Origin of the sequence: Pseudomonas sp. B16(2017) (assembly GCF_002113205.1) — a bacterium.
In the GTDB taxonomy this organism is placed as follows: Bacteria; Pseudomonadota; Gammaproteobacteria; order Pseudomonadales; family Pseudomonadaceae; genus Aquipseudomonas; species Aquipseudomonas pharyngis.
The window spans coordinates 110,442-133,789 of record NZ_NEKA01000009.1; the positions used below are offsets into that span (position 1 = coordinate 110,442).

Sequence of the window (23,348 nt, forward strand, 5' to 3'; positions counted from 1 at the left end):
CATGGCACAGGGATTTACGCCGGCGATCGACATCTACGGCGCCAACGCGGCTCTGCTCAACCAGCGCCTGATCAGTTGGGAACACATCGATGCCGCTGGAATGGAGTCCGATCAACTGACGCTGGTGCTCGACCTGGAAGGCCTCGAAGGTTTGCCGACCCTGGGCGGCACCATCGGCCTGCGGGTGGGCTATCTGGAGACCGGACTGGTCGAAAAGGGCCAGTTCAAGGTCACTCGACTGACGCCGACGCTGTTCCCGCTGCGCCTGACACTGGTCGCGACCGCCGCGCCATTCAGCGGCAAGGACGACACTGGATTCAAGGAAAGGCGCACGGCCAGTCATGGCCCCACGACGCTTGGCGGGCTGTTTCGCAAACTGGTTGAGCGGCACGGTTTCTCGCCGCGCGTGGATCCCGAACTGGCGCTGATCAGGATCGCTCACGTCGACCAGTCGAACGAAACCGACATGAGCTTCATCACACGTCTGGCGAAAAAGTACGACGCGGTGGCCAAACCGTTCAACAACCTCTACGTACTGGCGAAACCGGCGCAGCTCAAAAACCTGTCGGGCCAGGTGATACCGGACGTCAGGCTGTCGGTGACCCACAACAACCGGCCGGGCGATCACGCCTTCATCAGCGCCACGCTGGAAGAGACTGCCCGCACCCAGAATCAGGGTTGCAAAACCTCATTCTGGGACGGTGCTCTCGGCAAGCTGCGGGAGGTGATCACTGGTTCCGAACCCTACAAGGTCATCCGCCAGAAACTGGCCAGCGAAGAAGAAGCCAAAGCCATCGGCGAAGCCGAAGTGCGCAAGATGCTGCGCGAGAAATACAAGCTGAAGGTCACCTGCCCGGGCGATCCACTGCTGGCAGCCGAAGGTCTGCTGGTACTCGACGATACCTGGCCGGACTTCATGCGCGGTCGCTGGTCGATTGAAAAGGTCACGGCCAGCGGCAAGCGCGAGGAAAGCTATCGCTGCCTGATCGAAGCGACCGGCCGGGATCCCGAGGCAAAAGCCAAGGACTGATCCCCCGGTCTCACCGCCACACCTCTCTGTGGTCATTCACAAAACCTGGAACGCTCCCCATGAAGATCTCTCCGATCCTCACGCAGCTGCGTGCGCAATGCCCAAGCCTTGCCGGCCATATCGCGACAGGTGTCGACCTGGCGCTGTTGCAAGGTGACCCGAATCTGCCGATGCCCTCGGCCCATGTTTTACCGCTGGCCGACGTAGCCAGCGCCAGCACCGCACAGAACTCCTACAGCCAACCGATCCGCGACCGCCTTGAAATCATCCTGGCACTTGATGCCACGGACGCCACAAAAGCGCTGGATCTGTTGCACGACCTGCGCGCCGAACTGTGGCGTGCACTGGTGGGTTTCAAACCCGATTCCAACTACAGCGCCATCGTTTACGACGGCGGCGAAACGGTCTCGATCAACAGCAGCCGCGCGTTCTACCGGCTGCGCTTTTTTGCCGAGTTCCAGCTGGGCCGCAATCTGCCAAGTCAGCCTGCGGAGAGTTGGCACGAACGCGAACTGGACGGTTTGTCGTCCTTTACCGGGGCCACCGTGCGGGTCGATGCGATCGACCCGGCCGACCCCAACCTGAAACGCCCGGGCCCTGACGGGCGCGTGGAAATGACTTTCTCTGGAGACGTAACCCCATGAGCAACCGCATCACCGTAGTGCCGGCCCCTGGCCGTGCCGTGCCGGACCCGGAAGCCGGCGACCTGCTGCCACTGGAAGGCCGTGAAGTGCTGGACAGCGCCTGGTGGCGCCGGCGTCTGGCCGACGGCGATATCACCCTCAAAACCGCAACAGCCAAACAAAAGGGAGCCAAATAATGGCGATCGGATTCAGCAACATTCCTGCGGACATTCGTGTACCGCTGTTCTATGCCGAAATGGACAACTCGGCCGCCAATAGCGCGTCCTCGTCCATGCGCCGCCTGATCGTGGCGCAGGTCAACGACAACATCGCTCCGAGCGAAGTCGGCAAACTGGTGCTGGTCTCCAGCGTGGCGCTGGCCAAGAGCATTGGCGGTCAGGGCTCGATGCTCGCGTCGATGTACGAGACCTTCCGCAAGGCCGACCCGATCGGTGAGATCTGGTGCCTGCCGCTGCACAACGCCACCGGCGCCATCGCCAAAGGCGTGCTGACCCTGACCGGCACCGCGACTCAGGCCGGCGTGCTCAACCTGTATGTCGGTGGCGTCCGCGTCCAGGCCACCGTGGTCAACGGTGCCACCGCTGCCCAGGCGGCCACCGCCCTGGCACAGAAAATCAACGCCACCGCCGATCTGCCGGTGAGCGCTGCGGCCGCCGAAGGCGTCGTCACTCTGAACGCCAAATGGACCGGCGAGAGCGGCAACGACATCAGCCTGCAATTCAATCGCCTGGGCAAGAGCAACGGTGAAGAAACCCCGGCCGGCCTGACTACCGCGATCACCGCCATGACCGGCGGCGTCGGTGTGCCTGACCAGGTTGAAGCGGTTGCTGCACTGGGTGATGAGCCGTTCGAATTCATCGCGCTGCCATGGTCCGACCTGGCCACCCTCAACACCTGGCAAGCGGTGATGGACGACAGCACCGGTCGCTGGTCGTGGGCCAAGCAACTGTTCGGTCACGTCTACAGCGCCAAGCGCGGCACCGTCGGCACGCTGGTGGCAGCCGGTCAGGCGCGCAACGACCAGCACATGACCATTCAGGCGCTGGAACCGGGCGTTCCGCAACCGGTGTGGGTACAAGCTGCAGCACTGGCCGCGCGCACTGCGGTGTTCATCTCCGCCGACGCCAGCCGTCCGACCCAGAGCGGCAGCCTGCCGGGCGTCGATCCGGCCCCGGCGAGCGAGCGCTTCACCCTGACCGAGCGTCAGTCGCTGCTCAACTACGGCATCGCCACCGCGTACTACGAAGGCGGCTACGTGCGCATCCAGCGCTCGATCACCACCTACCAGAAGAACGCTTACGGCCAGGCCGACAACTCGTACCTGGACAGCGAAACCATGCACCAGTCGGCGTTCATCGTGCGTCGTCTGCAAAGCGTGATCACCAGCAAGTACGGTCGCCACAAACTGGCTTCCGACGGCACCCGTTTCGGCGCCGGCCAGCCGATCGTCACCCCGGCGACCATTCGCGGCGAGCTGATCGCCCAGTACGCCAAGCTCGAACTCGAAGGCCACGTGGAAAACGCCGAGCTGTTCGCCGAGCACCTGATCGTCGAGCGCGACGTGCAGGACCCGAGCCGCGTGAACGTGCTGTTCCCGCCGGATTACATCAACGGTCTGCGCGTGTTCGCACTGCTCAACCAGTTCCGCCTGCAGTACGACGACGTCGCCTGATCGGCCCGTCTGACACTGTGATTTCAGCCCACCTTGCGTGGGCTTTTTATTTGAAGGGAGTAACACCATGGGTCAACTGATTGCAGGCACCTGCTACGTCAAGGTCGACGGTGCACAACTGACTATCAATGGCGGCTGCGAAGCCCCGCTGATGGCCGTCAAACGCGAAACCGTCGTGCCGGGTTTCTACAAGGAAACCGACATCGCGCCATCGTTCAAGGTGACCGCGCTGCACACCGCCGACTTCCCGCTGAAGAAGCTGATCGAAGGCACCGACATCACCGTCACCTGCGAATTCAGCAACGGCAAAGTCTACGTACTGGCCGGTGCCTACCTGGTCGAAGAGCCAGTCTCCAAAGGCGATGACGCCACCATCGAACTGATATTCGAAGGCATCAAGGGGACCTGGCAATGAGCGGCGCCGTGAAGCTTCAGGTTGCGATCGAAGCTCACGGCGAGCCCCTGACCGAACTCGTCCTGCGCCGTCCGACGGTGCAGGAAGTGCGAGCGATCAAGGCGCTGCCGTACAAGATCGACAAGAGCGAAGAGGTCAGCCTCGACATGGACGTGGCGGCCAAATACATCGCCGTGTGCGCCGGCATTCCGCCGTCGTCGGTCAACCAGCTGGACCTGGCTGACCTCAACGCGCTGAGCTGGGCTGTTGCGAGTTTTTTCATGAGTGCGGCGTCGGAGCCATCACCGACCTGATTTCGGTCGCCTATGACCTGGCCTGGTTCTGGAAGGTTGACCCCGAACAGATGATGGCCAGGCCACTGGATGTGCTTCGCGAATCGCTGGAGCACGCGCAACGGATCAATGCGATGCAGCAGGTGCAGTGATGGCAGAAGAAACCAAAGCTAAAGCGTCGGTGCTGCTTACCGGCATCGACGAACTGTCACCCAAACTCGGCGCCCTGCGAGTGAAGGTCGATGACTTCAAGAAAAACCTCGAACAGACCGGCCTCGGCAAACTGGACATCAGCGGTCTGTTCAAGGGCGGCAGCGTGATTACGCCGTTCGTGGACGGCATCAAATCCGCCGCAGCCTTTCAGGGCAAGCTTGCCGAGGTCAGCGAGACGGCGAAAACCGTCGACCTGCCGGATACGCCAAAAGCCGCCGCGCAGAACATGAACGTGTTCAGCGCGTCGATGGAAAAGGTCTCCGCTGCGGTGGATGCCGCACTCGTACCTGCCGTGGGTGCGCTGGTGGTCGGGCTGGAGCCGATGCTGACCCAGGTCGGCAGCCTGCTGGCCGACAACCCGAAACTGGTCGAAGGCCTGGCAGCGGGGGCGATTGCGTTTTCCGCCATGCAAACCGCCGTGACCGGCATGACCCAGGTGATGGACGTCATGAGCATGGTGCTCAAGACCAATCCGATCATGCTGATCGCCATGGGCGTTGCGTTGGCGGCCGGTCTGATCGTGGCCAACTGGACACCGATTTCCGCGTTCTTCACCGGATTGTGGGAGGGCGTGAAAAACGCCGGAGCCAGTGCAATGGCGACGTTGCGCTCGGTGCTCGACTGGCGGCCGCTGGATGCACTGGCGGCGTTGTGGGAACCGGTCACCGGTTTCTTCTCGGGAATCTGGGACAAGGTCAAGGCTGTGACCGCGCCAGTGATCGACTTCTTCAAGTCGGTTTTCTCGTGGTCGCCCGCAGGCCTGATCCTGGAAAACTGGGGGCCGTTGACCGGTCTGTTTTCGGCGATCTGGGAACTGCTCAAGGCCTTGAGTGTGCCGGTGATGGCGTTCCTCAGAAACCTGTTTGACTTCTCGCCAATGCAGATGATCGACAGTGCATGGGGCGGTGTGGTCCGGTTCTTCGAACCGATGTTCAGCAGCCTGCGAAAAGCCGCGCAACCGGCCAAAGAATTCCTGGTGTCGTTGTTCGACTTCTCGCCGATGCAGATGATCACCAGCGCTTGGGGCGGTGTTGTTGCGTACTTTCAGCCGGTGTGGACGACGCTGCAATCGGCCGTGCAAATCACCCGGGATACGCTGCGGGCACTGTTCGATTTTTTCCCGATGGAAATGATCACCAGCGCCTGGGGTGGTGTCGTCGGATTCTTCGAACCGATCTGGACGGCACTGCAAACGTCAGTGCAACAGGTCAAAGGTTTTTTCACCGGTCTGTTCGAGTGGTCGCCGCTGGAGCAGATTGCGCAGTACTGGCAGCCCATCGGTGAGGTTTTCTCGGCGCTGTGGGGTGTTGTGCTGGCGCTGTCCGCGCCGGTCGTGGATTTTTTGCACGGCCTGTTCGAATGGAAACCCCTGGATCAGATCATCGAGAGCTGGGGGCCGATTGTCGGGTGGTTCGGCGAGCTGTGGCAAAAGCTGCAAACCGTCATTGCACCGATCAAGGAACTGTTCGACGGTGGCTTCGCCGGGCTGATCGCCAAGGTCACCGGCAAGGTCGAAACCCTGACCGAAGCGCAACGCCAGACCAATGCCGAAGGCAAGGGCGAACTGGCGCCAGCGTTCTTCGGTGCCAGTGCGAAATCCGAGGGTGGCAGTGCGTTGCAGGGCGGTTCGTTGCCGCAATCCTCAGGCGCCCTGATCCAGCAAAGCGCCGCCAACAACCGCACGCAACTCGAAGGCGGCCTGACAGTACGCTTCGAAAACGCGCCGGCGGGGCTACGCACCGATCAACCGCAAACCAATCAACCGGGGCTGGCGCTCAGTTCGCGCATCGGCTATCGCTCGCTCTCCATGGGAGGTTCCAATGAACTGGCGTGACCGTTTGTTGCCGGCATCCTTTCGCGGTGTCGGTTTCTGGATCGACCAGGCGAAAACCCCGGTCGGTCGCAAGGGGCAGCTGCACGAATATCCGCAACGCGACCTGCCGTTTTTCGAGGACCTCGGCCAGCAGGCCAAGACCCACGACCTGACGGCGTTCATCATCGGTGCCGATTGCCTGGAGCAGCGCGACAAGCTGCTCCAGGCCCTGGAGCAGGGCAGTGGCGAACTGGTGCATCCGTGGCTGGGACGCTTGCAGGTCAAGGTCGGCGAGTGCGACATGACCCACACCCGCCAGGACGGCGGGATGGTGACGTTCAGCCTGAAGTTCTACCCCGACCGGCCGCTGCCGTTTCCGACGGCGACGGTCAGCACGCAAAAAGTCCTGCTGATCAAGGCCGAAGGTTTACTCGGCTCGGCGGTGGCGCGTTTCGAACAGGCGATGACCCTGATCAAGGCCGCGCGGATCGGCATCGCCAATCTGCGCAACAGCCTCACCGGCGTGTACGACGTGATCAAGGAGCAGCTCAAACCGCTGATCGCGCAGTACAAGCAGATCACCGAGCTGGTCAGAGCCGTGAAGGAACTGCCCAAGGAAGTGGCGGCGGAGTTCAAGGGGTTGCTCGGCGATATCAAGGAGCTGAAGGCATTCGCGAAGGAGGGCTACCGTGGCGTGATTGCCGACGTGTCCCAACAGATCGAAGCCATCCGCAAAGCCGATGCGCCGAAAATCACCACCGGCAAGGACACCAACGCCGCGGCGCAAGCGATGGCCAACCTGGTGCAGGACACCCTGATCGTCAAAGTGGCGCAGTGGGTGGCCTCGATGCCGGTGGCGTCGACGCCGGTGAAACTGACCTCGACACCTTCGCTGGACCAGCAATCGAAGCAGCCGGTCACGCGCCAGGAAGTGCCGGTCACCGACGATCTGCAAACGCTGCAAAAAGAGTTGAACGAAGCGCTGCAAAAGGCTCAGGACAAGGCCGACCCCGCGCACTACCAGGCCATCGCCGATGTGAAGGAAGCGCTGATCGCGCACCTCAAGGCCGTGGCTTCGTCCGGTGTGCGACTGGTCAGCAAAACCTTTCAGGAAACCTTTCCGGCAGTGGTCGTGGCCTACAAACAGTTTGGCGACGCCACCCGTGTGACCGAGGTCATTCAGCGCAACGGTCTGTCTCATCCGAGCTTCCCACCCAACGAAGTCAAAGTTTCCAGGGAGTGAGCCATGAGCGAGATGGACAACCGCGTCACGCTGACCGTCGACAACATGGAATACGGCGGCTGGAAAAGCGTGCAGATCACCGCGGACCTGGAGCGCCAGTTCCGCACCTTCAAACTCGACATCACCTGGCAATGGCCGGGGCAGACCGTGGATCAGCGGATCAAGGCCGGCGACCCGTGCGAAGTGCGGATCGGCCAGGATCTGGTGCTCACCGGTTATGTGTTCAAGGCCCCGATCAGCTATGACGGGCGGCAGATCAGCCTGAGCATCGAAGGCAGTTCCAAGACCCAGGATCTGGTCGATTGTGCGGCGCGAAATATCCCCGGCCAATGGCAGGAACAGCCGCTGTTGAATATCGTCCAGGCCCTGGCCGGGGAATACTCGCAGTTTGTGGTCAACGAGATTCCCGAGACCGCACGCCTGAGCAAACACACCATCGTTCCGGGTGAAACGGTGTTTCAGTCGATCGACCGTTTGCTCTCGCTGTACCGGGTGTTTTCCACCGATGACGCCGAAGGTCGGCTGGTGCTGGCCAAACCGGGCAGCGGCGGCCGCGCGAGCGATGCGCTGGAGCTGGGCAAGAACATTCTCTCGGCCAATGCGCCGATGGATCACAGCCAGGTGTTCTCCGAATACCGGGTGATCGGCCAGCAGAAGGGCAACGACAAGAAGAGCGGGGCGGCGGTCAGCGAGGTTGAATCCAGCGCCACCGACCTGAGCTTCAAGCGTCGGCGCACCACGATCATCAACGAAGGTTCGCAACTGACGTTCGAACTGGCCCAGCAGCGGGCCCAGTGGGAAAGCGCCACGCGCATGGGCCGGGCGCTGACCACCACGTATCAGGTGCAGGGTTGGCGCCAGTCCAACGGCGATCTGTGGCGCCACAACACGCTGGTGAAGGTCAAGGATCCGGTACTCGGTTTCGATGGCGACATGCTGATCTCCAAGGTGACGTATTCGCTGTCGGCACAAGGCTCGGTGACCACGCTGCAAGTGGCGCCGCCGCATACCTTCGATCCGGACCCGACGCCCCCCAAAAAAACCTGAGCCTGACGCCGAACCTGACTGGCATCACCTGGCCCTGTGGGAGCGGGCTTGCCCGCGATAGCGGTGGTTACCGCAAACACTACTTTGCCTGACACACCGCCATCGCGGGCAAGCCCGCTCCCACAGGTTTTGTGTTGGCAAAGTCCTGAGGACAATTCATGAGCCTACTGACACGCCTGCTGGCGCGCGGCACTGTCGTGCTCGCCAATTCGGCATCCAAGCTGCAATCGCTGCAAATGCGCCTCACCGCCGGTGAAGTGAACGACGACATGGAGCACTTCGAACCCTACGGCTTCACCAGCCATCCGCTGGCCGGTGCCGAAGGCGTCGTCACGTTTCTCGGCGGCGACCGTTCCCACGCCATCGCCCTGGTGGTCGCCGACCGCCGTTACCGCCTGCAATCGCTGGCGGCCGGCGAGGTGGCGATCTACACCGACGAGGGCGACAAAATTCACTTCAAGCGGGGGCGGATCATCGACATCGAAACCGCCACGCTCAACATCCGCGCGAGCACCGCGGTGAACTTCGACACGCCGGTGATCAACCAGACCGGCAAGATCGTCTCCACCGGCGATCAGTTGGCCGGCGGCATCAGCCAGATCAAACACGTGCACGTTGGCGTGCAGGCCGGCAATGGCCAGACCGGCGCGCCGGCGGGAGGTCAGTGATGCTTTTCAGTCAGAACCTCCACGCCGCGCTGACCCGTGCGGTGCTGATCAGCCTGTTCACCTGGCGCCGTGCCGCCGACGACGATGCCCTCGATGACGAGGAGCGTTTCGGCTGGTGGGGCGACACCTTTCCCACCGTGGCCGACGATCGTATCGGCTCGCGGCTGTGGCTGTTGCGCCGGGTCAAGCTGACCCGCCAGACCCAGATGGACGCCGAGTTCTATGCCCGCGAAGCCTTGCAATGGCTGATCGATGACGGCCATTGCAGCGCCATCGACATCATCAGCGAACGCCTCGACGCCCAGCGCCTGAACCTGCGCACGGTCCTGACCCTGGCCGACGGCGAACGCCTGGACATCAACCCCGATAACAGTTGGCAGGTGATCTATGCCGTTTGAAACCCCTTCGCTGCCGGTGCTGATCAAGCGCACCCAAAGCGACCTGGCCGGCGATTCGCTGCGCCAGTCCGATGCGCAAGTCCTGGCCCGCACACTCGGCGGCGCCGCTTATGGCCTGTACGGCTACCTCGACTGGATTGCCGAGCAGATCCTGCCCGACACCGCCGATGAATCGACCCTGGAACGCATCGCCGCACTGCGCCTGAACCAGCCGCGCAAACCGGCGCAGGTCGCCACCGGCAACGTCAGCTTCAACGCGACGGCGGGCGCGGTGCTGGACGTCGATACGTTGCTGCAGTCGAGTGACGGTCGCACCTTCAAAGTCACCGCCACCCGCACCACCGTCAATGGCGTCAACAGCACCAGCATCGCCGCGCTGGAGGCCGGCAGCCTGGGCAATGCCGAGGCCGGGCTGGCGTTGACGCCGGTGCAGCCGATCACCGGCGTGGTCGGCAACAGTTTTGTGGTGCTGGCGCCGGGACTGAACGGTGGTGTGGCGCGGGAAAGCCTGGAGTCGTTGCGCTCGCGGGTGATTCGTTCTTATCGCGTGATCCCTCACGGCGGTTCTGCCAGCGACTACGAGACCTGGGCGCTGGAAGTGCCGGGCGTGACTCGTGCCTGGTGCCGAGGCGGCTTCCTCGGGCCGGGCACCGTCGGCGTGTACATCATGCGCGACGATGATCCGCAACCGGTGCCGAATGCCGAGCAACTGGCCGAAGTGCAGGCCTACATTGAGCCGCTGCGCCCGGTGACCGCCGAAGTGCATGTACGTCCGCCGGTGCAGAAACCGGTGACCTATCAACTGAAGCTGACCCCCGACACCACCGCCGTGCGTGCCGCCGTCGAAACCCAGTTGCGCGACCTGCATAACCGTGAAGCCGACCTAGGCGAAGATCTGTTGATCAGCCACATCCGCGAAGCGATCAGCAGCGCGGCGGGTGAAACCGATCACGTGCTGTCGGCGCCGGTGGCGAACGTGGCCGCGGGTGACAGCGAACTGCTCACCTTCGGGGGTTGCGTATGGCTGCCATAAGAACCGCCGCGCAATACCAGGCGCAACTGCGCGCCTTGCTGCCGAGCGGTCCGGCATGGGATCCGGAGCGCGTGCCGGAACTCGAGGAAGTGCTGCAAGGCGTCGCCGTCGAACTGGCGCGCCTCGACGCCCGCGCCGCCGACCTGCTCAACGAGATGGACCCGGCCGGCGTCAGCGAACTGGTGCCGGACTGGGAACAGGTGATGAACCTGCCCGACCCGTGCCTCGGCGCCACGCCGCTGTTCGACGACCGTCGCCTCGCCGTGCGCCGCCGCTTGCTGGCGGTCGGCAGCCAGGCCGTCGGCTACTACCTGGAAATCGCCAAAAGCCAGGGTTACCCCAACGCCACCATCACCGAACTCGAAGCCCCGCGCATGGGCCGTTCGCGTTTCGGCGCGGCGCACTGGGGCACCTGGGAAGCGCAGTTCATGTGGACGCTCAACACCGGCGGCCGCTTGCTGCTCGGCCGGCGTTATGGCGCGAGTTACTGGGGCGAGCGCTTCGGCGTGAATCCGGGCTCGGCGCTGGAATGCCTGATTCATCGGGCGGCACCGGCGCACACCAAGGTGCACATCAACTATGACTAGGAAGGAGTGACGGGATGGATTATCCAAAGAGTGTCCCCAGCGCCGGTCTGGTGAACGGGAAATTTATCGATGAAAACCCGCTGACCGGGACGCCGGGGTCGCTGATCCCCGCTGACTGGGGCAACGGCGTTACGCAAGAAATCATCAATGTGATCAAGGCTGGGGATCTGACCCCGGACGAGAAGAAATACGATCAGTTGTTGCAGGCGATTCAGAGCGTTTCGGCCAAGGGCTGGAATCAGGATCTGGCGTTGCCTTTGGCAGCGTTGCCGTTGCCAACGGTTGCCACGACGGATGCGCGGATGCCGATTACGCCAGCGGCCGCATCGACCAGTGGCGGGCGAGTGTCGGTGCCGGCGGGTGTTTACGTCAGCATCGGTCAGGAAGTGGTGGCGGGGCAGTTGGGACGTTCGCGTACGTTCACCACTCAGGCCTGGAGCAGCGCCGATCTGTTGCCGAGTTCGGGTTACTTTCTGCGAGCGCAGGTGGTGGGTGGTGCACTGACGTTTTACATGCAGCGCGGGACGATTTATGACGCCAGCCCTGATGGCTTGAAGGGGACGGTCAATGGTGCGGCGGGGGGTGGGTTCCAGTCGACACCGCTGGATATCTGTCTCGCGTGGGTAGTCACGGCGGGTCCAGGATCTGTGCCGATTGTCCGGCAGATCTACAACCGTAACCGGTTGTCCTGGACTCAAGTGGTCAATGGCAATGGCGTGGTCTATCTGCCGCTTGACCCTCATGCGCGAACAGCGCGTCTGGTGGTCGGGAATCCGACCCCACACCCGACGGCTATCACTGATGTGTCGTTTGCACCGGGCGGCTGGCTGGGAGGGAATTACTGTTTCCTCAATCCGACTATCAGTACGTCCAATAATTGGGACGGTTGGGGAACGGCAGGCGCATCGGTGGGAATCTTCACCAGTAACGTCGTCAACGACACCACGCTTTCAACGTTGACGGCCGGTTTCGATCACTCGGAACTGCGTTCGCTGTGGCAGGTGTACCAAGCCGAGCACACCTGGAACGCAGGGAATGCCGCCAGTGACGAATTGCTATTCGGGATGGGGATCAAAAGTTTTTCTCAAACCGATTATTCGAACGGCATAGCAGTCAATTTCACGGCGGCCGTGAATGTGCATTTGTCTTGGGAGTTGATCCGATGAACATCATTCAGGAACTGCATCAATTCGAAGACGGCTTGCGTCCGGTACCACCTTCTGCCGCCCATGACTGGGACGGTGAGCAATGGCTTGCCAGCGCTGACAAAGCCGCGTTACTGGAACAGCAGGAAACCGAACGCCTTTGCGACCGGGTCGATGCCGCCGCCGACAGTGCACGCACGACTTTGGCCGGCGACCCGCTCAAAGCCCTGGAATACGCCCAGGCTGCCATTGACGCTCAGGCCTTTCAGGACGCCGGTTACCCGAAAAAGGAAGTGCCGCTGTCCGTCGCCGCCTGGGTTGCCAAGGGCCGTTCGGCGAAACAGTCGGCCGAGCAGATTCTCGACAAGGCCGCCCAGCTCAGCGACAGCCTGCTGACCCTGCGCACCTTGCGCCTGAAGGCCAAGACCCAGATTCGTGCTTGCGCAGGCAAAGGTCAGATGGATCAGGCCCGAGCTGCCGCCGATGAGGCGCTGCAGGCCATTCGTGAACTGACCGCCAACCCGGCCTCGTAACCGCAGTCGCGTCACCCAAGCCCACTTCGTTGTGGGCTTTTTATTTTCAGGAACAGAGACGTCTGCGTCGCGGCGAAAGCTTGCGTGCGGCCACGTTTCATTTGTCATTACAGAGGAACGAACACCCATGGATTACCCAAAAAGTGTCCCCAGCGTCGGCCTGGTCGATGGCCGCTTCGTCGATGAAAACCCGGTGGCGGGAACGCCGGGTTCTTTGATTCCGGCGGTGTGGGGTAACAGCGTTACACAAGAGATTGTCAACGTGATTACCGGCGCCGGGCTGACAGCCGCCGAGGCCGATACCGGTCAGTTGCTCAAAGCCATTCAATCGATTGTCGGCAATGGCAGTCCGATGCGTTCGGTAGTAACGCGGCTGACTGCATCCAAGGCGCTGACCGATCCGGAGCTGGGGCTGGTGCTGATCGATGGCGGATCCAGTGCCGTGACGGTGACGTTGCCGCCGGCAAACGCGGCGCTGGGTGTGCGCGATGTGATTGTTCGGCGCATGGATAACAGTGGCAACCGGCTGATCGTTCAGGCATCGGGTTCCGACCGCATTCGTTTTCACACGCATCTTTCACCCAGCGGTTATCCGTTTCTGGTGTTGATGGGCGGCGGGGACTGGTGGCAGTTGCGCAGCGATGCCGCCGGTAGCTGGTGGCCGGTCGGTCGGTTTGACAACACTCCACTCGGCCGACCGTTTTTCGAGACAACCACCTTGCTCAGTCCCGGTGGTTACGGTGCGCTCAATGGCACGGTCATGAAACGTGCCGAGTGGCCCTGGTTGTGGGACCACGCCCAGCTTTCCGGAATGTTGGGCACCGAGGCCGCGCGTGCGGGCAACGAAGGTAAATGGACGTCGGGTGACGGTGCCGCAACCTTCCGAGGCCCTGAAGGGCGCGGCGAGTTTCTGCGAGTGCTGGACGAGGGGCGGGGCGTGGATGCGGCACGTGCGATGGGTTCTTTTCAGGTGGGCTCGACGCATTCGTATGCCATGGGCGCCAATGGTGCTGGAGCGGTCGGCGCGTGGTGGTCGGACAGCCTGACGAGTTTTGGTGCCGATACTCGTGAAGAACCGCAATACGTGTCCGGGCTGTACAACGGTGGCCCGGTCTTCCCTGCCGGTACGAGTTATCAGCGGGATGCCGCCAATGCCCTGCTGCTGGCGTTCAAGTCCCGCCCTCGCAACATCGCCTATCCCGGCCGTATCAAGCTCATCTGAGGTGCTTATGTTCAATTATCTGTTTGACGGCTCGGGTGCCTTGTCCGGGCCTGTCGAGTTTTTTGTGACCCCGGGCATCGGTATTCAACTGCCCAGCAATGCGGTGGAGTTGTCCTTCGAGTTGCCCGCGCCAGAAGCCGGTCGTACCTGGGCCCTGATCAACGGTGTACCGCGAGAGGTGATTGACCGGCGCGGTCCGGTTTTTCGCAAGGACGGCGGCGGGCAGCAGATCTGGAGTGAGTTGGGGGAGTTGCCCGATACCCTCACAACGCAGCCCTGGCCGGGGGAATTTCATGTTTGGCGCGGCGACGCCTGGCAAGTGGATGAGCAGGCCCGTTTGCTCAGCATCCGCCAGCAGATGCTGGAACAGCGCGACACGCTGCTGCGCGACGCCGTCCTGCGCATCGCCCCCCTGCAATACGCCGAAGACATCGGCGACGCCAGCCATGAAGAGCAACTGCAATTGCTCGAATGGAAGCTCTACAGCGTCGAGCTGAACCGTATCGAAAAACAGGCCGGCTTCCCCGGCGAAGTCATCTGGCCGGCAGTGCCCGGCGCAACCGTAACCAACTGACTGCAGCACAGGGAACCGTGCAATGGATTATCCAAACAGCATCCCCGGCGTCGGCCTGGTCAACGGCGGTTTTGTCGATGAAAACCCGGTTGCCGGCACACCGGGTTCATTGATCCCCGCCGCCTGGGGCAACAGTGTCACGCAAGAAATTCTCAACGCCATCAAGGCGGCCGGACTGACGCCGGACGAGAACAAAACCAACCAGCTGGCAACGGCCATTGGCGCTCTGGTCGACTTCACCAAACTGAAAAACACCCCGACCACGCTGGCGGGCTACGGCATCACCGATGCAGTGGGACGTTTGTTGGCGGTCAGACAGATCGAGACAGTAGGGATCACGGTTTACCGCCCCAACCCCAATGCGAAAAGGATTCGCGTCCGGCTGGTCGGCGCGGGTGGTTCCGGGGGGGGATGTGCACCTGTCGAGGTGAGCACTCTGCGAATTGGCGGAGGCGGTGGCGCCGGTGCCTATGCGGAAGGTCTGTACGACGTGACAACGGACATGCTCGCCGGCGTGCCTGTCACGCTGGGCGCTGGTGGCGCGTCCCGCACTGTGGCTGGCTTGGCGGGGGGCGGTGCCTCGTTCGGCTCTTTGATGAGTGCAGCCGGCGGCGCTGGCGGACAGATTCTGGCTGTCGCCGTGGGACCCACGGCGAACGGCTTCGTCCAGGGCGGCTCCGGTGGTCAGGTGGTCACAGGCGGCAATCTGACCAACGCCCGCGGCATGAGCGGCGGTTTCGCGATGTTCAACAACAATTGGGGCGTGCTTTCCGGTACCGGAGGGGCCAGCCCGTTTGATGGCGGTGCGTCGTCCACCGGTATCAACGGCAATGGCTATGCGGGGGTTCGTGGTTCCGGAGGTGGAGGTACCTGCTCCAACAACACGTCTGTGTCGTTTATGAGCGGTGCCGGTGGCAACGCTTTCTGTGAAATCTGGGAGTACGCGTAATGGTCATGTATGCACGCATTGAAAACGGTGTCGCGGTCGAAGTGATCGACACCGGTGACTACGCGATCGACCAACTCTTCGCGCCTGCTTTTGTCGCTGCGATGGTGCAGGTGCCCGAGGGTGTGAGCGTCGAAATCGGCGCGCCGATGCCCGAGGCGGCTCGCGCTATCGAGCCTTTGCGGGAACCGCAAAGTCCTGTCATCGCTCAACCCCCAATGGTCGAGGACAAGGAGCCTCTGGCGGCAGAGCGAGCCTGGCGCCAGTCCGCGCTCGCAGCCACCGAATGGCAAGTCACCCGCCACCGCGACGAGCAGGAACTGGGACGCGGAACAACGCTCAAGGCCCAGCAATATCTGGAGCTGCTTGAGTACCGCCAGGCGTTGCGCGACTGGCCAGGTGCCGGCGCATTTCCGTCATCCGTTTCACGGCCCTCAGTGCCGCAGTGGTTGGTCGGCCAGATTGGCTGAGGCCCTCACGCAACCATGTATTCAGATAAGGAGATAAATCTTGGACTACCCCAATAGTGTTCCCAGCGCAGGTCTGGTGAACGGCAAGTTTGTCGATGAAGACCCGGTCACCGGCAAGCCGGGATCCTTGATCCCGGCCAGCTGGGGCAACGGCATCACTCAGGAGCTGCTGACCGTCATTCAGACCGCTGGCCTCACGCCGTCCGAGACTCGAACCGATCAAGTGCTGACGGCATTGCGCAGCAATAAACTGTTTGCGACCGCGCCGCAGTTCGACAACAGTCAGTCGGTGGCCACCACCGGATTCGTGAGTCGCAGCGGTATGCAGTTTTCCGGTTTCGTGTCGTATGCGGTCAGCACCGCTCTGACGGCGGCCAACGTGGGGGGGATCGTCAGTTTCGCCAGTGCGACGCCCATTACCGCAACCTTGCCGACCATTGCCGGAATCGCTCATGCCAGCACTTTGCATATCGCCAATGCCGGCAATGGTGTCCTGACGATCAATCCGTTTGGTTCTGAAGTCATTGAAACGAGTAACGGCACGTTCGGGGCACTCAGTCTCGGCATCGGTGATTCGGCACAACTGGTCAAACTGAGCGGGCAATGGCGCCTGTATGGAGGCTCGATCAGTGACCGATACGCGGCAGCTCATTCCGGCGTCTATGGCAATGTCGGCTACCAGCGCTTTCCCAGCGGCAACATCGATCAATGGGGAGTAGGCACGACCGATGCCAACGGTGATGTCTACGTCACCTTTCCCATCGCATTCCCGACCACATTTTCATCGATCGTCGCCATGCATTCGGGGGGCGATGCAGCCATGGTCATTCAGTACGCGGGATCGGGAAGCAAAACCGGATGCCGTTTGAGAGTCCGCAGCTACAACGGAACCGTCTCGCCAAACTGGGGCATCAATTATTTTGCAAAGGGCTACTGAATGAACCCGTTCAATGTGTTGTTCAGCGCAAGTACCCGGGGCGCTTATGTACCCGGTATCAACGTCTCGGATATTCCCGAGGATGTGATCGAAATTCCTCAGGCGTACTGGATCTCCCTGTTGCAGCAATTGGCCGTCTCGCCAAAGGTGATTGGCGTCAATAACGGTAACGGGTTTCCGATTCTGGTGGATCCGCCGCCGCCGAGTCCCGAAGAAGCAGCCGATATCGAACGCCAGTGGCGTACGGCGCAACTGGCCGCGACCGATGGCCTGGTGGCCCGTGATCGCGATGAGCTGGAGGACGGCGGTGGCACCACGCTGACCACCGAGCAATACGCCGAACTGCAAACCTTTCGGCGAGCGCTGCGCGACTGGCCCCAGGCCTCGTTTTTTCCGTTCAGCGAGCATCGTCCTGTAGCGCCGCGCTGGTTGGCCTCGGCGCTCTAGCAGATAAAGGAAACGGAAATGGATTACCCGAAAAGCGTTCCCGGCATCGGGCTGGTGAACGGCAAGTTCGTCAATGAAGACGTCGTAGGTGGATTGCCGGGATCGTTGATTCCCGCGACCTGGGGCAACGGTGTCACCGATGAGTTGTTGAATGTCGTCAAGTCTGCGGGCCTTGAGCCGAGCGAAAACGATGCGACGCAGTTGCTCCTGGCAATCAAAAAGATAAGCCAGGCCGGTGAAGATAAACACGCCGCGGATATCGGCGCTGCCAATCTCTACATGGCCAACTACGTGCCGGCCATCACGACGTTGAAGGACGGGCTGGCGCTGCGCTTCACGGCAGGCAATGCCAATACCGGAGCGAGTACCTTTGCGCCGAATGGCTTGCTGCCCAAGCCGCTTTTGAGTCTGGCGCAGAGTGCATTGCGCCCAGCGGAGATTGTCGCAGGCAGTGTTTGCTCTGTGGTTTACAGCGCTTTGCTGGACAGTTGGCTGCTGGTTTACGCCAGTGGCGGCAACGCCAACAGCGGTCGATTGCTGGGGATCAAGACGTTCACCTCGTCGGGAATTTATGTACCGACGACGGGGATGAAAAATGTGCTGGTCAAGGTGCTGGGTGGCGGCGGTGGCAGTGGTGGAATAGCCGCGACCAACGGCAGCCAGGTTTCACTTGCCGGTGGCGGTGCTTCCGGAAGTTATGCCGAAGCATGGATTTCTTCAGCCGTCATAGGTGCGAACCAAGTCATTACCGTGGGTGCAAAAGGTGCAGCCGGAGCTGTTGCAGCAAGTGCCGGCCCAGGTGGGACCAGCTCCTTCGGCTCCTTGGTGTCTGCACCGGGCGGCGGCGGATCTCCCTCTCTCGGAGTCATCAATGTCACTGATTTTGGCTTGTTCGTCGGTGGCTTTCCGAGCACGAGCGCTACCGGCGGCAATATTGTTAACAGTTCGGGTGCGGCCGGCAGTCCGGGGATCAACGTCACTGGCTCAATTCTGGCCGGGCATGGCGGGAACTCTCCGTTGGGTGGCGGTGGCTCTGGTAGCAGCGTGGCCCTGAGTCTTGCAGCACCAGGAACCGGCTACGGGGCAGGCGCCGGCGGCATTGCCAACGCCCTCAACCAACCGGGCAGACCCGGCGGTTCTGGCGCCCCCGGCGTCGTGATCATTTACGAGTACGCCTGATGAAAAACTACGCACGCGTTGTTGAAAACACAGTGGTCGAGCTGTTCTCGACCGATGGAAACATGGTCGAGATGTTTCATCCGGATCTGCTCTGGGTTGACATCACCGACGTCACGCCCGCGCCACAGATCGACTGGTCGGCAAACTTCGGCACCCTTGGCTGGGTGTTTTCGTCGCCGGAAGAAAGTGCCCCGGAGGGAACCCTGAAAACCCTGGCAAAGAAATGGCTGACTGGTCTCGGCCGCCAGTCGTGATTCAATCGGAGCATCCAGGGAGGATCGAGCATTATGCAAATCACTGAAGACAACCTACTCAACATCATGCCCAACGCCCGCCGCCAAGCGGGCGTTTTTGTTTCACCGCTCAACGATGCGATGGCGCGCCATCGCATCGACACGCCCAAACGCGTGGCCGCGTTTCTCGCCCAGATCGGACACGAGTCGGGGCATTTGCAGTACGTGCGTGAACTGGGCAACAACCAATACCTGAGCAAATACGACACCGGTACGCTGGCGTTGCGTCTGGGCAACACGCCCGAGGCCGATGGCGACGGGCAGAAGTATCGCGGTCGTGGACTGATCCAGATCACCGGTCGCAGCAATTACCGCCAGTGCAGTCTCGGGCTGTTCGGCGATGAACGTCTGCTGGCGCTGCCGGAACTGCTGGAGCAACCGCAATGGGCGGCCGAGTCCGCCGCGTGGTTCTGGGCGCAGAACGGCCTGAACGAGCTGGCGGATCAGGATCAGTTCAACAGCATCACTCGGCGAATCAACGGCGGGTTGAACGGTTTGCAGGATCGACTGGAGCTTTGGGGGCGGGCGAGGGCGGTGCTATGCCAGCCTTCGGTTTGAGCGTCTGGCGGCTGCTCGGCCTGATGCTGCTGGCCGCAGGGTCGGCGGCGCTGGCCTGGCAGTTTCAGGACTGGCGCTACGGCCGCCAACTGGCCGAACAGGCCCGGCTGCAGGCCGAGACCCTCAATCAACTGACTTCGGCCGCTGCCACCGCGCAACAGGCCGAACAGGACAAGCGTCTGGCCCTGGAGCAACGGCTCACGGCCAGTGAACAAACCCATTACCGAGCTCTGAACGATGCCCAACGTGATCAGGATCGCCTGCGCGATCGTCTTGCCACTGCTGATCTGCGCCTGTCAGTCCTCATCGACGCAGGCGACGCTGCCCAAGGCTGTGGTGTGCCAGCCGCCTCCGGCACCGGCGGCGTGGATCATGCAACCGTACGCGCCCGACTTGACCCGGCGCATGCTCGACGAATTGTCGCCATCACCGGCGAAGGCGACCGCGGACTGATTGCCTTGCAGGCCTGTCAGGCCTATATCAGAGCGCTGGCGCCCGCACATTTTGAATAAGCTTGTGTATTGAAAGCGCAACCGGCTCGTGTACGGTGGTACCTATTCCATCCGATCCGGAGCGCGCCGTGAAAGAAATCACTCAACTGGCGGCCGAACTTGGCCGACGTCTGCAATTGCTTAACGCTCACGTCACGACGGCCGAGTCCTGTACCGGTGGCGGGATTGCCGAAGCCATTACCCGCATTCCTGGGAGTTCGGCGTGGTTCGAGGCGGGTTACGTGACCTACTCCAACCGCCAGAAAACCCAGCAACTGAATGTACCGACGGAGCTGTTCGGCACCGTGGGCGCAGTCAGTCGCGAGGTGGTCGAGGCCATGGTGCGCGGTGCCCAGGAAAAAAGCCTGGCGCGGTTTGCCGTGGCGGTCAGCGGCGTGGCCGGTCCGGACGGTGGTTCGCCGAACAAACCGGTGGGTACCGTCTGGCTGGCGTGGGGCGTGGGCGACCAGGTTTCCAGCGAGATCCAGCACTTCCCCGGCAACCGCGACGACGTCCGCCGACAAACGGTGAAGGCCGCGCTAGAGGGCTTGCTGCGACTAGCGGCACGAGAAATCGAAAATCAGGGGTAGGCGATCCGTGAACGCTGTGGAATAATACTGGCTACTTATACAGGTGTTGGCCGTCAGGCCTTATTGATTACGTGAGGACTTTAATGGACGACAACAAGAAGAAAGCCTTGGCTGCGGCCCTGGGTCAGATCGAACGTCAATTCGGCAAGGGTGCCGTAATGCGTATGGGCGATCAGGACCGTCAGGCGATCCCGGCCATTTCCACCGGCTCTCTGGGTCTGGACATCGCACTCGGCATCGGCGGCCTGCCCAAAGGCCGTATCGTTGAAATCTACGGTCCTGAATCTTCCGGTAAAACCACGCTGACGCTGTCCGTGATCGCCCAGGCTCAAAAAGCCGGTGCGACCTGCGCCTTCGTCGACGCCGAACACGCCCTCGACCCTGAGTACGCCGGCAAGTTGGGCGTCAACGTCGACGACCTGCTGGTTTCCCAGCCGGACACCGGCGAGCAGGCCCTGGAAATCACCGACATGCTGGTGCGCTCCAACGCCGTTGACGTGATCATCGTCGACTCCGTGGCCGCGCTGGTACCGAAGGCTGAAATCGAAGGCGAAATGGGTGACATGCACGTGGGCCTGCAAGCCCGTCTGATGTCCCAGGCGCTGCGTAAGATCACCGGCAACATCAAGAACGCCAACTGCCTGGTGATCTTCATCAACCAGATCCGCATGAAGATCGGCGTGATGTTCGGCAGCCCGGAAACCACCACCGGTGGTAACGCGCTGAAGTTCTATGCTTCGGTCCGTCTCGACATCCGCCGTACCGGCGCGGTGAAGGAAGGCGACGAAGTGGTCGGTAGCGAAACCCGCGTCAAGGTTGTGAAGAACAAGGTGGCTTCGCCGTTCCGTCAGGCCGAGTTCCAGATTCTCTACGGCAAGGGTATTTACCTGAACGGCGAGATGATCGACCTGGGCGTACTGCACGGTTTCGTCGAGAAGTCCGGCGCCTGGTATGCCTACGAAGGCACCAAGATCGGTCAGGGCAAGGCCAACTCGGCCAAGTTCCTGGCGGACAACCCGGAAGTCGCGGCCAAGCTCGAGAAGCAGCTGCGTGACAAGCTGCTGTCGCCAGCCGTGATTGCTGACTCCAAGGCTTCTGCGGTCAAAGAGACCGAAGACGACCTGGCTGACGCTGACATCTGATAGCACCGATGACAACCGCCGTACTCGATACCCTCGTCGCGGTGCGGCGAACCGCCATGGACCTGCTCGCACGTCGCGAGCATGGTCGAGTCGAGCTGACGCGCAAACTGCGTCAGCGTGGCGCTCCCCCCGAGATGATCGAAACCGCCCTCGACCGTTTGACGGAAGAAGGGCTGCTTTCCGAAGCCCGTTATCTTGAAAGCTTTGTTTCCTATCGCGCCCGCTCCGGTTACGGCCCTCTGCGGATTCGCGAAGAACTGAGCCAGCGCGGTTTGCAACGCGCCGATATCGAACTCGCCTTGCGTGAGAGCGGTATCAACTGGCAGGAGCAGCTAACGGACACGTGGCAACGGAAGTTCTCCGGACAGCTTCCCGGCGATGCCAAGGAACGCGCCAGACAAGGTCGATTCCTGGCGTACCGGGGATTCTCGATGGAGATGATCAACCGCTTGTTCAGCGGCAGAGGGATGGACGATTAAATCGCTCCAGCTTCAGCTCAGCTTCATCTGAAAAATAAAAACGGCCCGCTATTTCGATAGCGGGCCTTTTTTTTGCTTTCACGTTACCTTCGACGGTTCGCGGGTGCGTTGCGCGGTCTGGGGTTTTGACTGGGCCCAGTTTTCCGGCAGGTTGATGTAGTCCACCAGTTCCCGCAGACGCCCGTGATTCCGGGCATTGAACGCGAATGCCAGGCGCGTCAGGTGACTGAATTGAGCCTCGTCGTGTTCTTCGCCAGCGTAGGCGTGTTGATGGAACTGATCGCTCAGGCACAGATCGGCAAAAGCCTCCTGCATATGGTCGAGGGCTTGATCGCTAAGTTTGTGATTCATGCGAATGACAAACTGGCGCTTGAGCCAACGGCTGGAGTGGAAGTTGCCATAGAACTGGTTGATCTGCTCCACCGCCTCTTCAACGTTGTAGACCAGGCGCATCAGCTTCATGTCGGTTGGCAGGATGTAGCGGTTTTCCTCCAGTTGCTGGCGGATGAAGTCCAGTGCGCCTTGCCAGAACGTTCCGCCCGGTGCGTCCAGCAGCACCACCGGCACCAGGGGGCTTTTGCCGGTCTGGATCAGCGTGAGCACTTCCAAAGCTTCGTCCAGGGTGCCGAACCCGCCTGGGCACAAGACCAGCGCATCGGCTTCCTTGACGAAGAACAGCTTGCGGGTGAAGAAGAAATGGAACGGCAGCAGGTTATTGGTACCGTCCACGGTGGGGTTGGCGTGTTGCTCGAAGGGCAGGGTGATGTTGAAGCCCAGGCTGTGATCGCGACCGGCCCCTTCATGGGCGGCGGCCATGATGCCGCCGCCGGCACCGGTGATGACCATCATGTTCGAGCGGGCCAGCGAGGCCCCGAGTTCCCGAGCCATGGCGTAAAGGGGATGTTCGACCGGTGTACGAGCCGAGCCGAACACCGTGACCTTGCGTCGCCCCTTGAACTGTTCAAGCGTGCGAAACGCCTGCTCCAGTTCGCGCAGGGCTTGCAGGGTGATCTTGGCATTCCAGCGGTTGTGATCTTCCTGGGCCATGCGCAGCACGGTCAGAATCATGTCGCGGTAGATGGGGGAATTCGGGCTGTTGGGTGACACCAGGTTGAGTTGTTCTTCGACCTTGCTGATGAGGTCGTGGCCGCTTTCCTGAAAATGACGGCTGAGCAGGTCATTCGGTTGGTAAGGCATGCAACTTCTCCTTCTGCACAGAGCTTCCGGCCCTGACGTGCGACGTCAGTACCGCGCTGCAAGAAAACAAACAGCCGGCAGCTCCTTTCCTGCCGTTAATAAAAGATCGG

Annotated in this window: 29 protein-coding genes; 28 read left to right on the top strand and 1 reads right to left on the bottom strand. The window is 61.7% G+C overall.

What is annotated here, in order from left to right; genetic code table 11:
• Position 1 precedes the first annotated feature (1 nt).
• From CAG25_RS17215 to recX, 28 genes are all read left to right on the top strand, one after another.
• Positions 2–1,030, top strand: a complete 1,029-nt coding sequence (locus tag CAG25_RS17215; protein ID WP_085612315.1) for a phage tail protein — start codon at positions 2–4, stop codon at positions 1,028–1,030.
• A gap of 59 nt (positions 1,031–1,089) precedes the next feature.
• Positions 1,090–1,674, top strand: coding sequence for a hypothetical protein (locus CAG25_RS17220; RefSeq protein WP_085612316.1), 585 nt, complete (start codon positions 1,090–1,092; stop codon positions 1,672–1,674).
• Positions 1,671–1,850 carry a DUF2635 domain-containing protein gene (locus CAG25_RS17225; protein WP_039771254.1) on the top strand — a complete coding sequence of 60 codons (180 nt, stop codon included), beginning with the start codon at positions 1,671–1,673 and terminating at the stop codon, positions 1,848–1,850. Before CAG25_RS17220 ends, CAG25_RS17225 begins: the two co-directional genes overlap by 4 nt.
• Positions 1,850–3,346, top strand: coding sequence for a phage tail sheath subtilisin-like domain-containing protein (locus tag CAG25_RS17230; protein ID WP_064593835.1), 1,497 nt, complete (start codon positions 1,850–1,852; stop codon positions 3,344–3,346). Before CAG25_RS17225 ends, CAG25_RS17230 begins: the two co-directional genes overlap by 1 nt.
• A gap of 67 nt (positions 3,347–3,413) precedes the next feature.
• Positions 3,414–3,761: a phage tail tube protein gene (locus CAG25_RS17235; RefSeq protein WP_085612317.1), complete on the top strand. Its 348-nt coding sequence runs from the start codon at positions 3,414–3,416 to the stop codon at positions 3,759–3,761.
• On the top strand, positions 3,758–4,054 hold the full coding sequence (locus CAG25_RS17240) for a phage tail assembly protein (protein ID WP_003222226.1): 297 nt from the start codon (positions 3,758–3,760) through the stop codon (positions 4,052–4,054). The genes CAG25_RS17235 and CAG25_RS17240 overlap by 4 nt, the downstream gene beginning before the upstream one ends.
• Before the next feature lie 130 nt (positions 4,055–4,184).
• Entirely contained in the window at positions 4,185–6,080 is a 1,896-nt protein-coding gene (locus tag CAG25_RS17245) for a phage tail protein (RefSeq protein ID WP_143492949.1), read from the top strand.
• A complete protein-coding gene (locus CAG25_RS17250) occupies positions 6,067–7,302 on the top strand; it encodes a DNA circularization protein (RefSeq protein WP_039771262.1) in 1,236 nt (411 codons plus the stop codon). Before CAG25_RS17245 ends, CAG25_RS17250 begins: the two co-directional genes overlap by 14 nt.
• Before the next feature lie 3 nt (positions 7,303–7,305).
• The gene (locus CAG25_RS17255; RefSeq protein WP_085612318.1) at positions 7,306–8,349 is read left to right on the top strand and encodes a phage baseplate assembly protein; all 1,044 of its coding nucleotides are present in this window, start codon (positions 7,306–7,308) and stop codon (positions 8,347–8,349) included.
• Between the two features lie 158 nt (positions 8,350–8,507).
• Complete coding sequence (locus CAG25_RS17260; RefSeq protein ID WP_085612319.1) at positions 8,508–9,017, top strand: phage baseplate assembly protein V; 510 nt, start codon at positions 8,508–8,510, stop codon at positions 9,015–9,017.
• Complete coding sequence (locus tag CAG25_RS17265) at positions 9,017–9,415, top strand: phage GP46 family protein (RefSeq protein ID WP_007954906.1); 399 nt, start codon at positions 9,017–9,019, stop codon at positions 9,413–9,415. Before CAG25_RS17260 ends, CAG25_RS17265 begins: the two co-directional genes overlap by 1 nt.
• Positions 9,405–10,448 carry a baseplate J/gp47 family protein gene (locus CAG25_RS17270; protein ID WP_085612320.1) on the top strand — a complete coding sequence of 348 codons (1,044 nt, stop codon included), beginning with the start codon at positions 9,405–9,407 and terminating at the stop codon, positions 10,446–10,448. Before CAG25_RS17265 ends, CAG25_RS17270 begins: the two co-directional genes overlap by 11 nt.
• A complete protein-coding gene (locus tag CAG25_RS17275; protein WP_011332730.1) occupies positions 10,436–11,035 on the top strand; it encodes a YmfQ family protein in 600 nt (199 codons plus the stop codon). The genes CAG25_RS17270 and CAG25_RS17275 overlap by 13 nt, the downstream gene beginning before the upstream one ends.
• Positions 11,036–11,049: 14 nt before the next feature.
• The gene (locus tag CAG25_RS17280) at positions 11,050–12,201 is read left to right on the top strand and encodes a phage tail protein (protein WP_085612321.1); all 1,152 of its coding nucleotides are present in this window, start codon (positions 11,050–11,052) and stop codon (positions 12,199–12,201) included.
• The gene (locus CAG25_RS17285; RefSeq protein WP_085612322.1) at positions 12,198–12,713 is read left to right on the top strand and encodes a phage tail protein; all 516 of its coding nucleotides are present in this window, start codon (positions 12,198–12,200) and stop codon (positions 12,711–12,713) included. Before CAG25_RS17280 ends, CAG25_RS17285 begins: the two co-directional genes overlap by 4 nt.
• 127 nt (positions 12,714–12,840) lie before the next feature.
• The gene (locus CAG25_RS17290) at positions 12,841–13,935 is read left to right on the top strand and encodes a phage tail protein (protein WP_085612323.1); all 1,095 of its coding nucleotides are present in this window, start codon (positions 12,841–12,843) and stop codon (positions 13,933–13,935) included.
• Positions 13,936–13,942: 7 nt separating this feature from the next.
• On the top strand, positions 13,943–14,509 hold the full coding sequence (locus tag CAG25_RS17295; RefSeq protein ID WP_085612324.1) for a tail fiber assembly protein: 567 nt from the start codon (positions 13,943–13,945) through the stop codon (positions 14,507–14,509).
• A 22-nt stretch (positions 14,510–14,531) separates the two neighbouring features.
• Positions 14,532–15,458 carry a hypothetical protein gene (locus CAG25_RS17300; protein WP_085612325.1) on the top strand — a complete coding sequence of 309 codons (927 nt, stop codon included), beginning with the start codon at positions 14,532–14,534 and terminating at the stop codon, positions 15,456–15,458.
• Positions 15,458–15,925: a phage tail assembly chaperone gene (locus CAG25_RS17305; RefSeq protein ID WP_085612326.1), complete on the top strand. Its 468-nt coding sequence runs from the start codon at positions 15,458–15,460 to the stop codon at positions 15,923–15,925. The genes CAG25_RS17300 and CAG25_RS17305 overlap by 1 nt, the downstream gene beginning before the upstream one ends.
• 40 nt (positions 15,926–15,965) lie before the next feature.
• Positions 15,966–16,862: a phage tail protein gene (locus tag CAG25_RS17310; RefSeq protein WP_085612327.1), complete on the top strand. Its 897-nt coding sequence runs from the start codon at positions 15,966–15,968 to the stop codon at positions 16,860–16,862.
• On the top strand, positions 16,863–17,309 hold the full coding sequence (locus CAG25_RS17315; RefSeq protein WP_085612328.1) for a phage tail assembly chaperone: 447 nt from the start codon (positions 16,863–16,865) through the stop codon (positions 17,307–17,309). It begins immediately after the preceding gene.
• An 18-nt stretch (positions 17,310–17,327) separates the two neighbouring features.
• On the top strand, positions 17,328–18,488 hold the full coding sequence (locus tag CAG25_RS17320; protein ID WP_085612329.1) for a hypothetical protein: 1,161 nt from the start codon (positions 17,328–17,330) through the stop codon (positions 18,486–18,488).
• Positions 18,488–18,742: a hypothetical protein gene (locus CAG25_RS17325; RefSeq protein ID WP_085612330.1), complete on the top strand. Its 255-nt coding sequence runs from the start codon at positions 18,488–18,490 to the stop codon at positions 18,740–18,742. The genes CAG25_RS17320 and CAG25_RS17325 overlap by 1 nt, the downstream gene beginning before the upstream one ends.
• 33 nt (positions 18,743–18,775) lie before the next feature.
• Entirely contained in the window at positions 18,776–19,339 is a 564-nt protein-coding gene (locus CAG25_RS17330; protein ID WP_085612331.1) for a glycoside hydrolase family 19 protein, read from the top strand.
• Positions 19,321–19,851 (top strand): lysis system i-spanin subunit Rz, encoded by a 531-nt coding sequence (locus tag CAG25_RS17335; RefSeq protein WP_085612332.1) that lies wholly within the window; start codon positions 19,321–19,323, stop codon positions 19,849–19,851. Before CAG25_RS17330 ends, CAG25_RS17335 begins: the two co-directional genes overlap by 19 nt.
• A 68-nt stretch (positions 19,852–19,919) precedes the next feature.
• A complete protein-coding gene (locus CAG25_RS17340) occupies positions 19,920–20,420 on the top strand; it encodes a CinA family protein (protein WP_085612333.1) in 501 nt (166 codons plus the stop codon).
• A gap of 83 nt (positions 20,421–20,503) precedes the next feature.
• The gene (gene recA / locus CAG25_RS17345) at positions 20,504–21,562 is read left to right on the top strand and encodes a recombinase RecA (RefSeq protein ID WP_003222269.1); all 1,059 of its coding nucleotides are present in this window, start codon (positions 20,504–20,506) and stop codon (positions 21,560–21,562) included.
• 8 nt (positions 21,563–21,570) lie between these two features.
• Positions 21,571–22,041 carry a recombination regulator RecX gene (gene recX / locus CAG25_RS17350; RefSeq protein ID WP_039771298.1) on the top strand — a complete coding sequence of 157 codons (471 nt, stop codon included), beginning with the start codon at positions 21,571–21,573 and terminating at the stop codon, positions 22,039–22,041.
• A 78-nt stretch (positions 22,042–22,119) separates the two neighbouring features.
• On the opposite strand, the gene CAG25_RS17355 is transcribed toward recX, so the two are convergent.
• Entirely contained in the window at positions 22,120–23,238 is a 1,119-nt protein-coding gene (locus CAG25_RS17355) for a TIGR00730 family Rossman fold protein (protein ID WP_085612334.1), read from the bottom strand.
• Between the last annotated feature and the right edge of the window lie 110 nt (positions 23,239–23,348).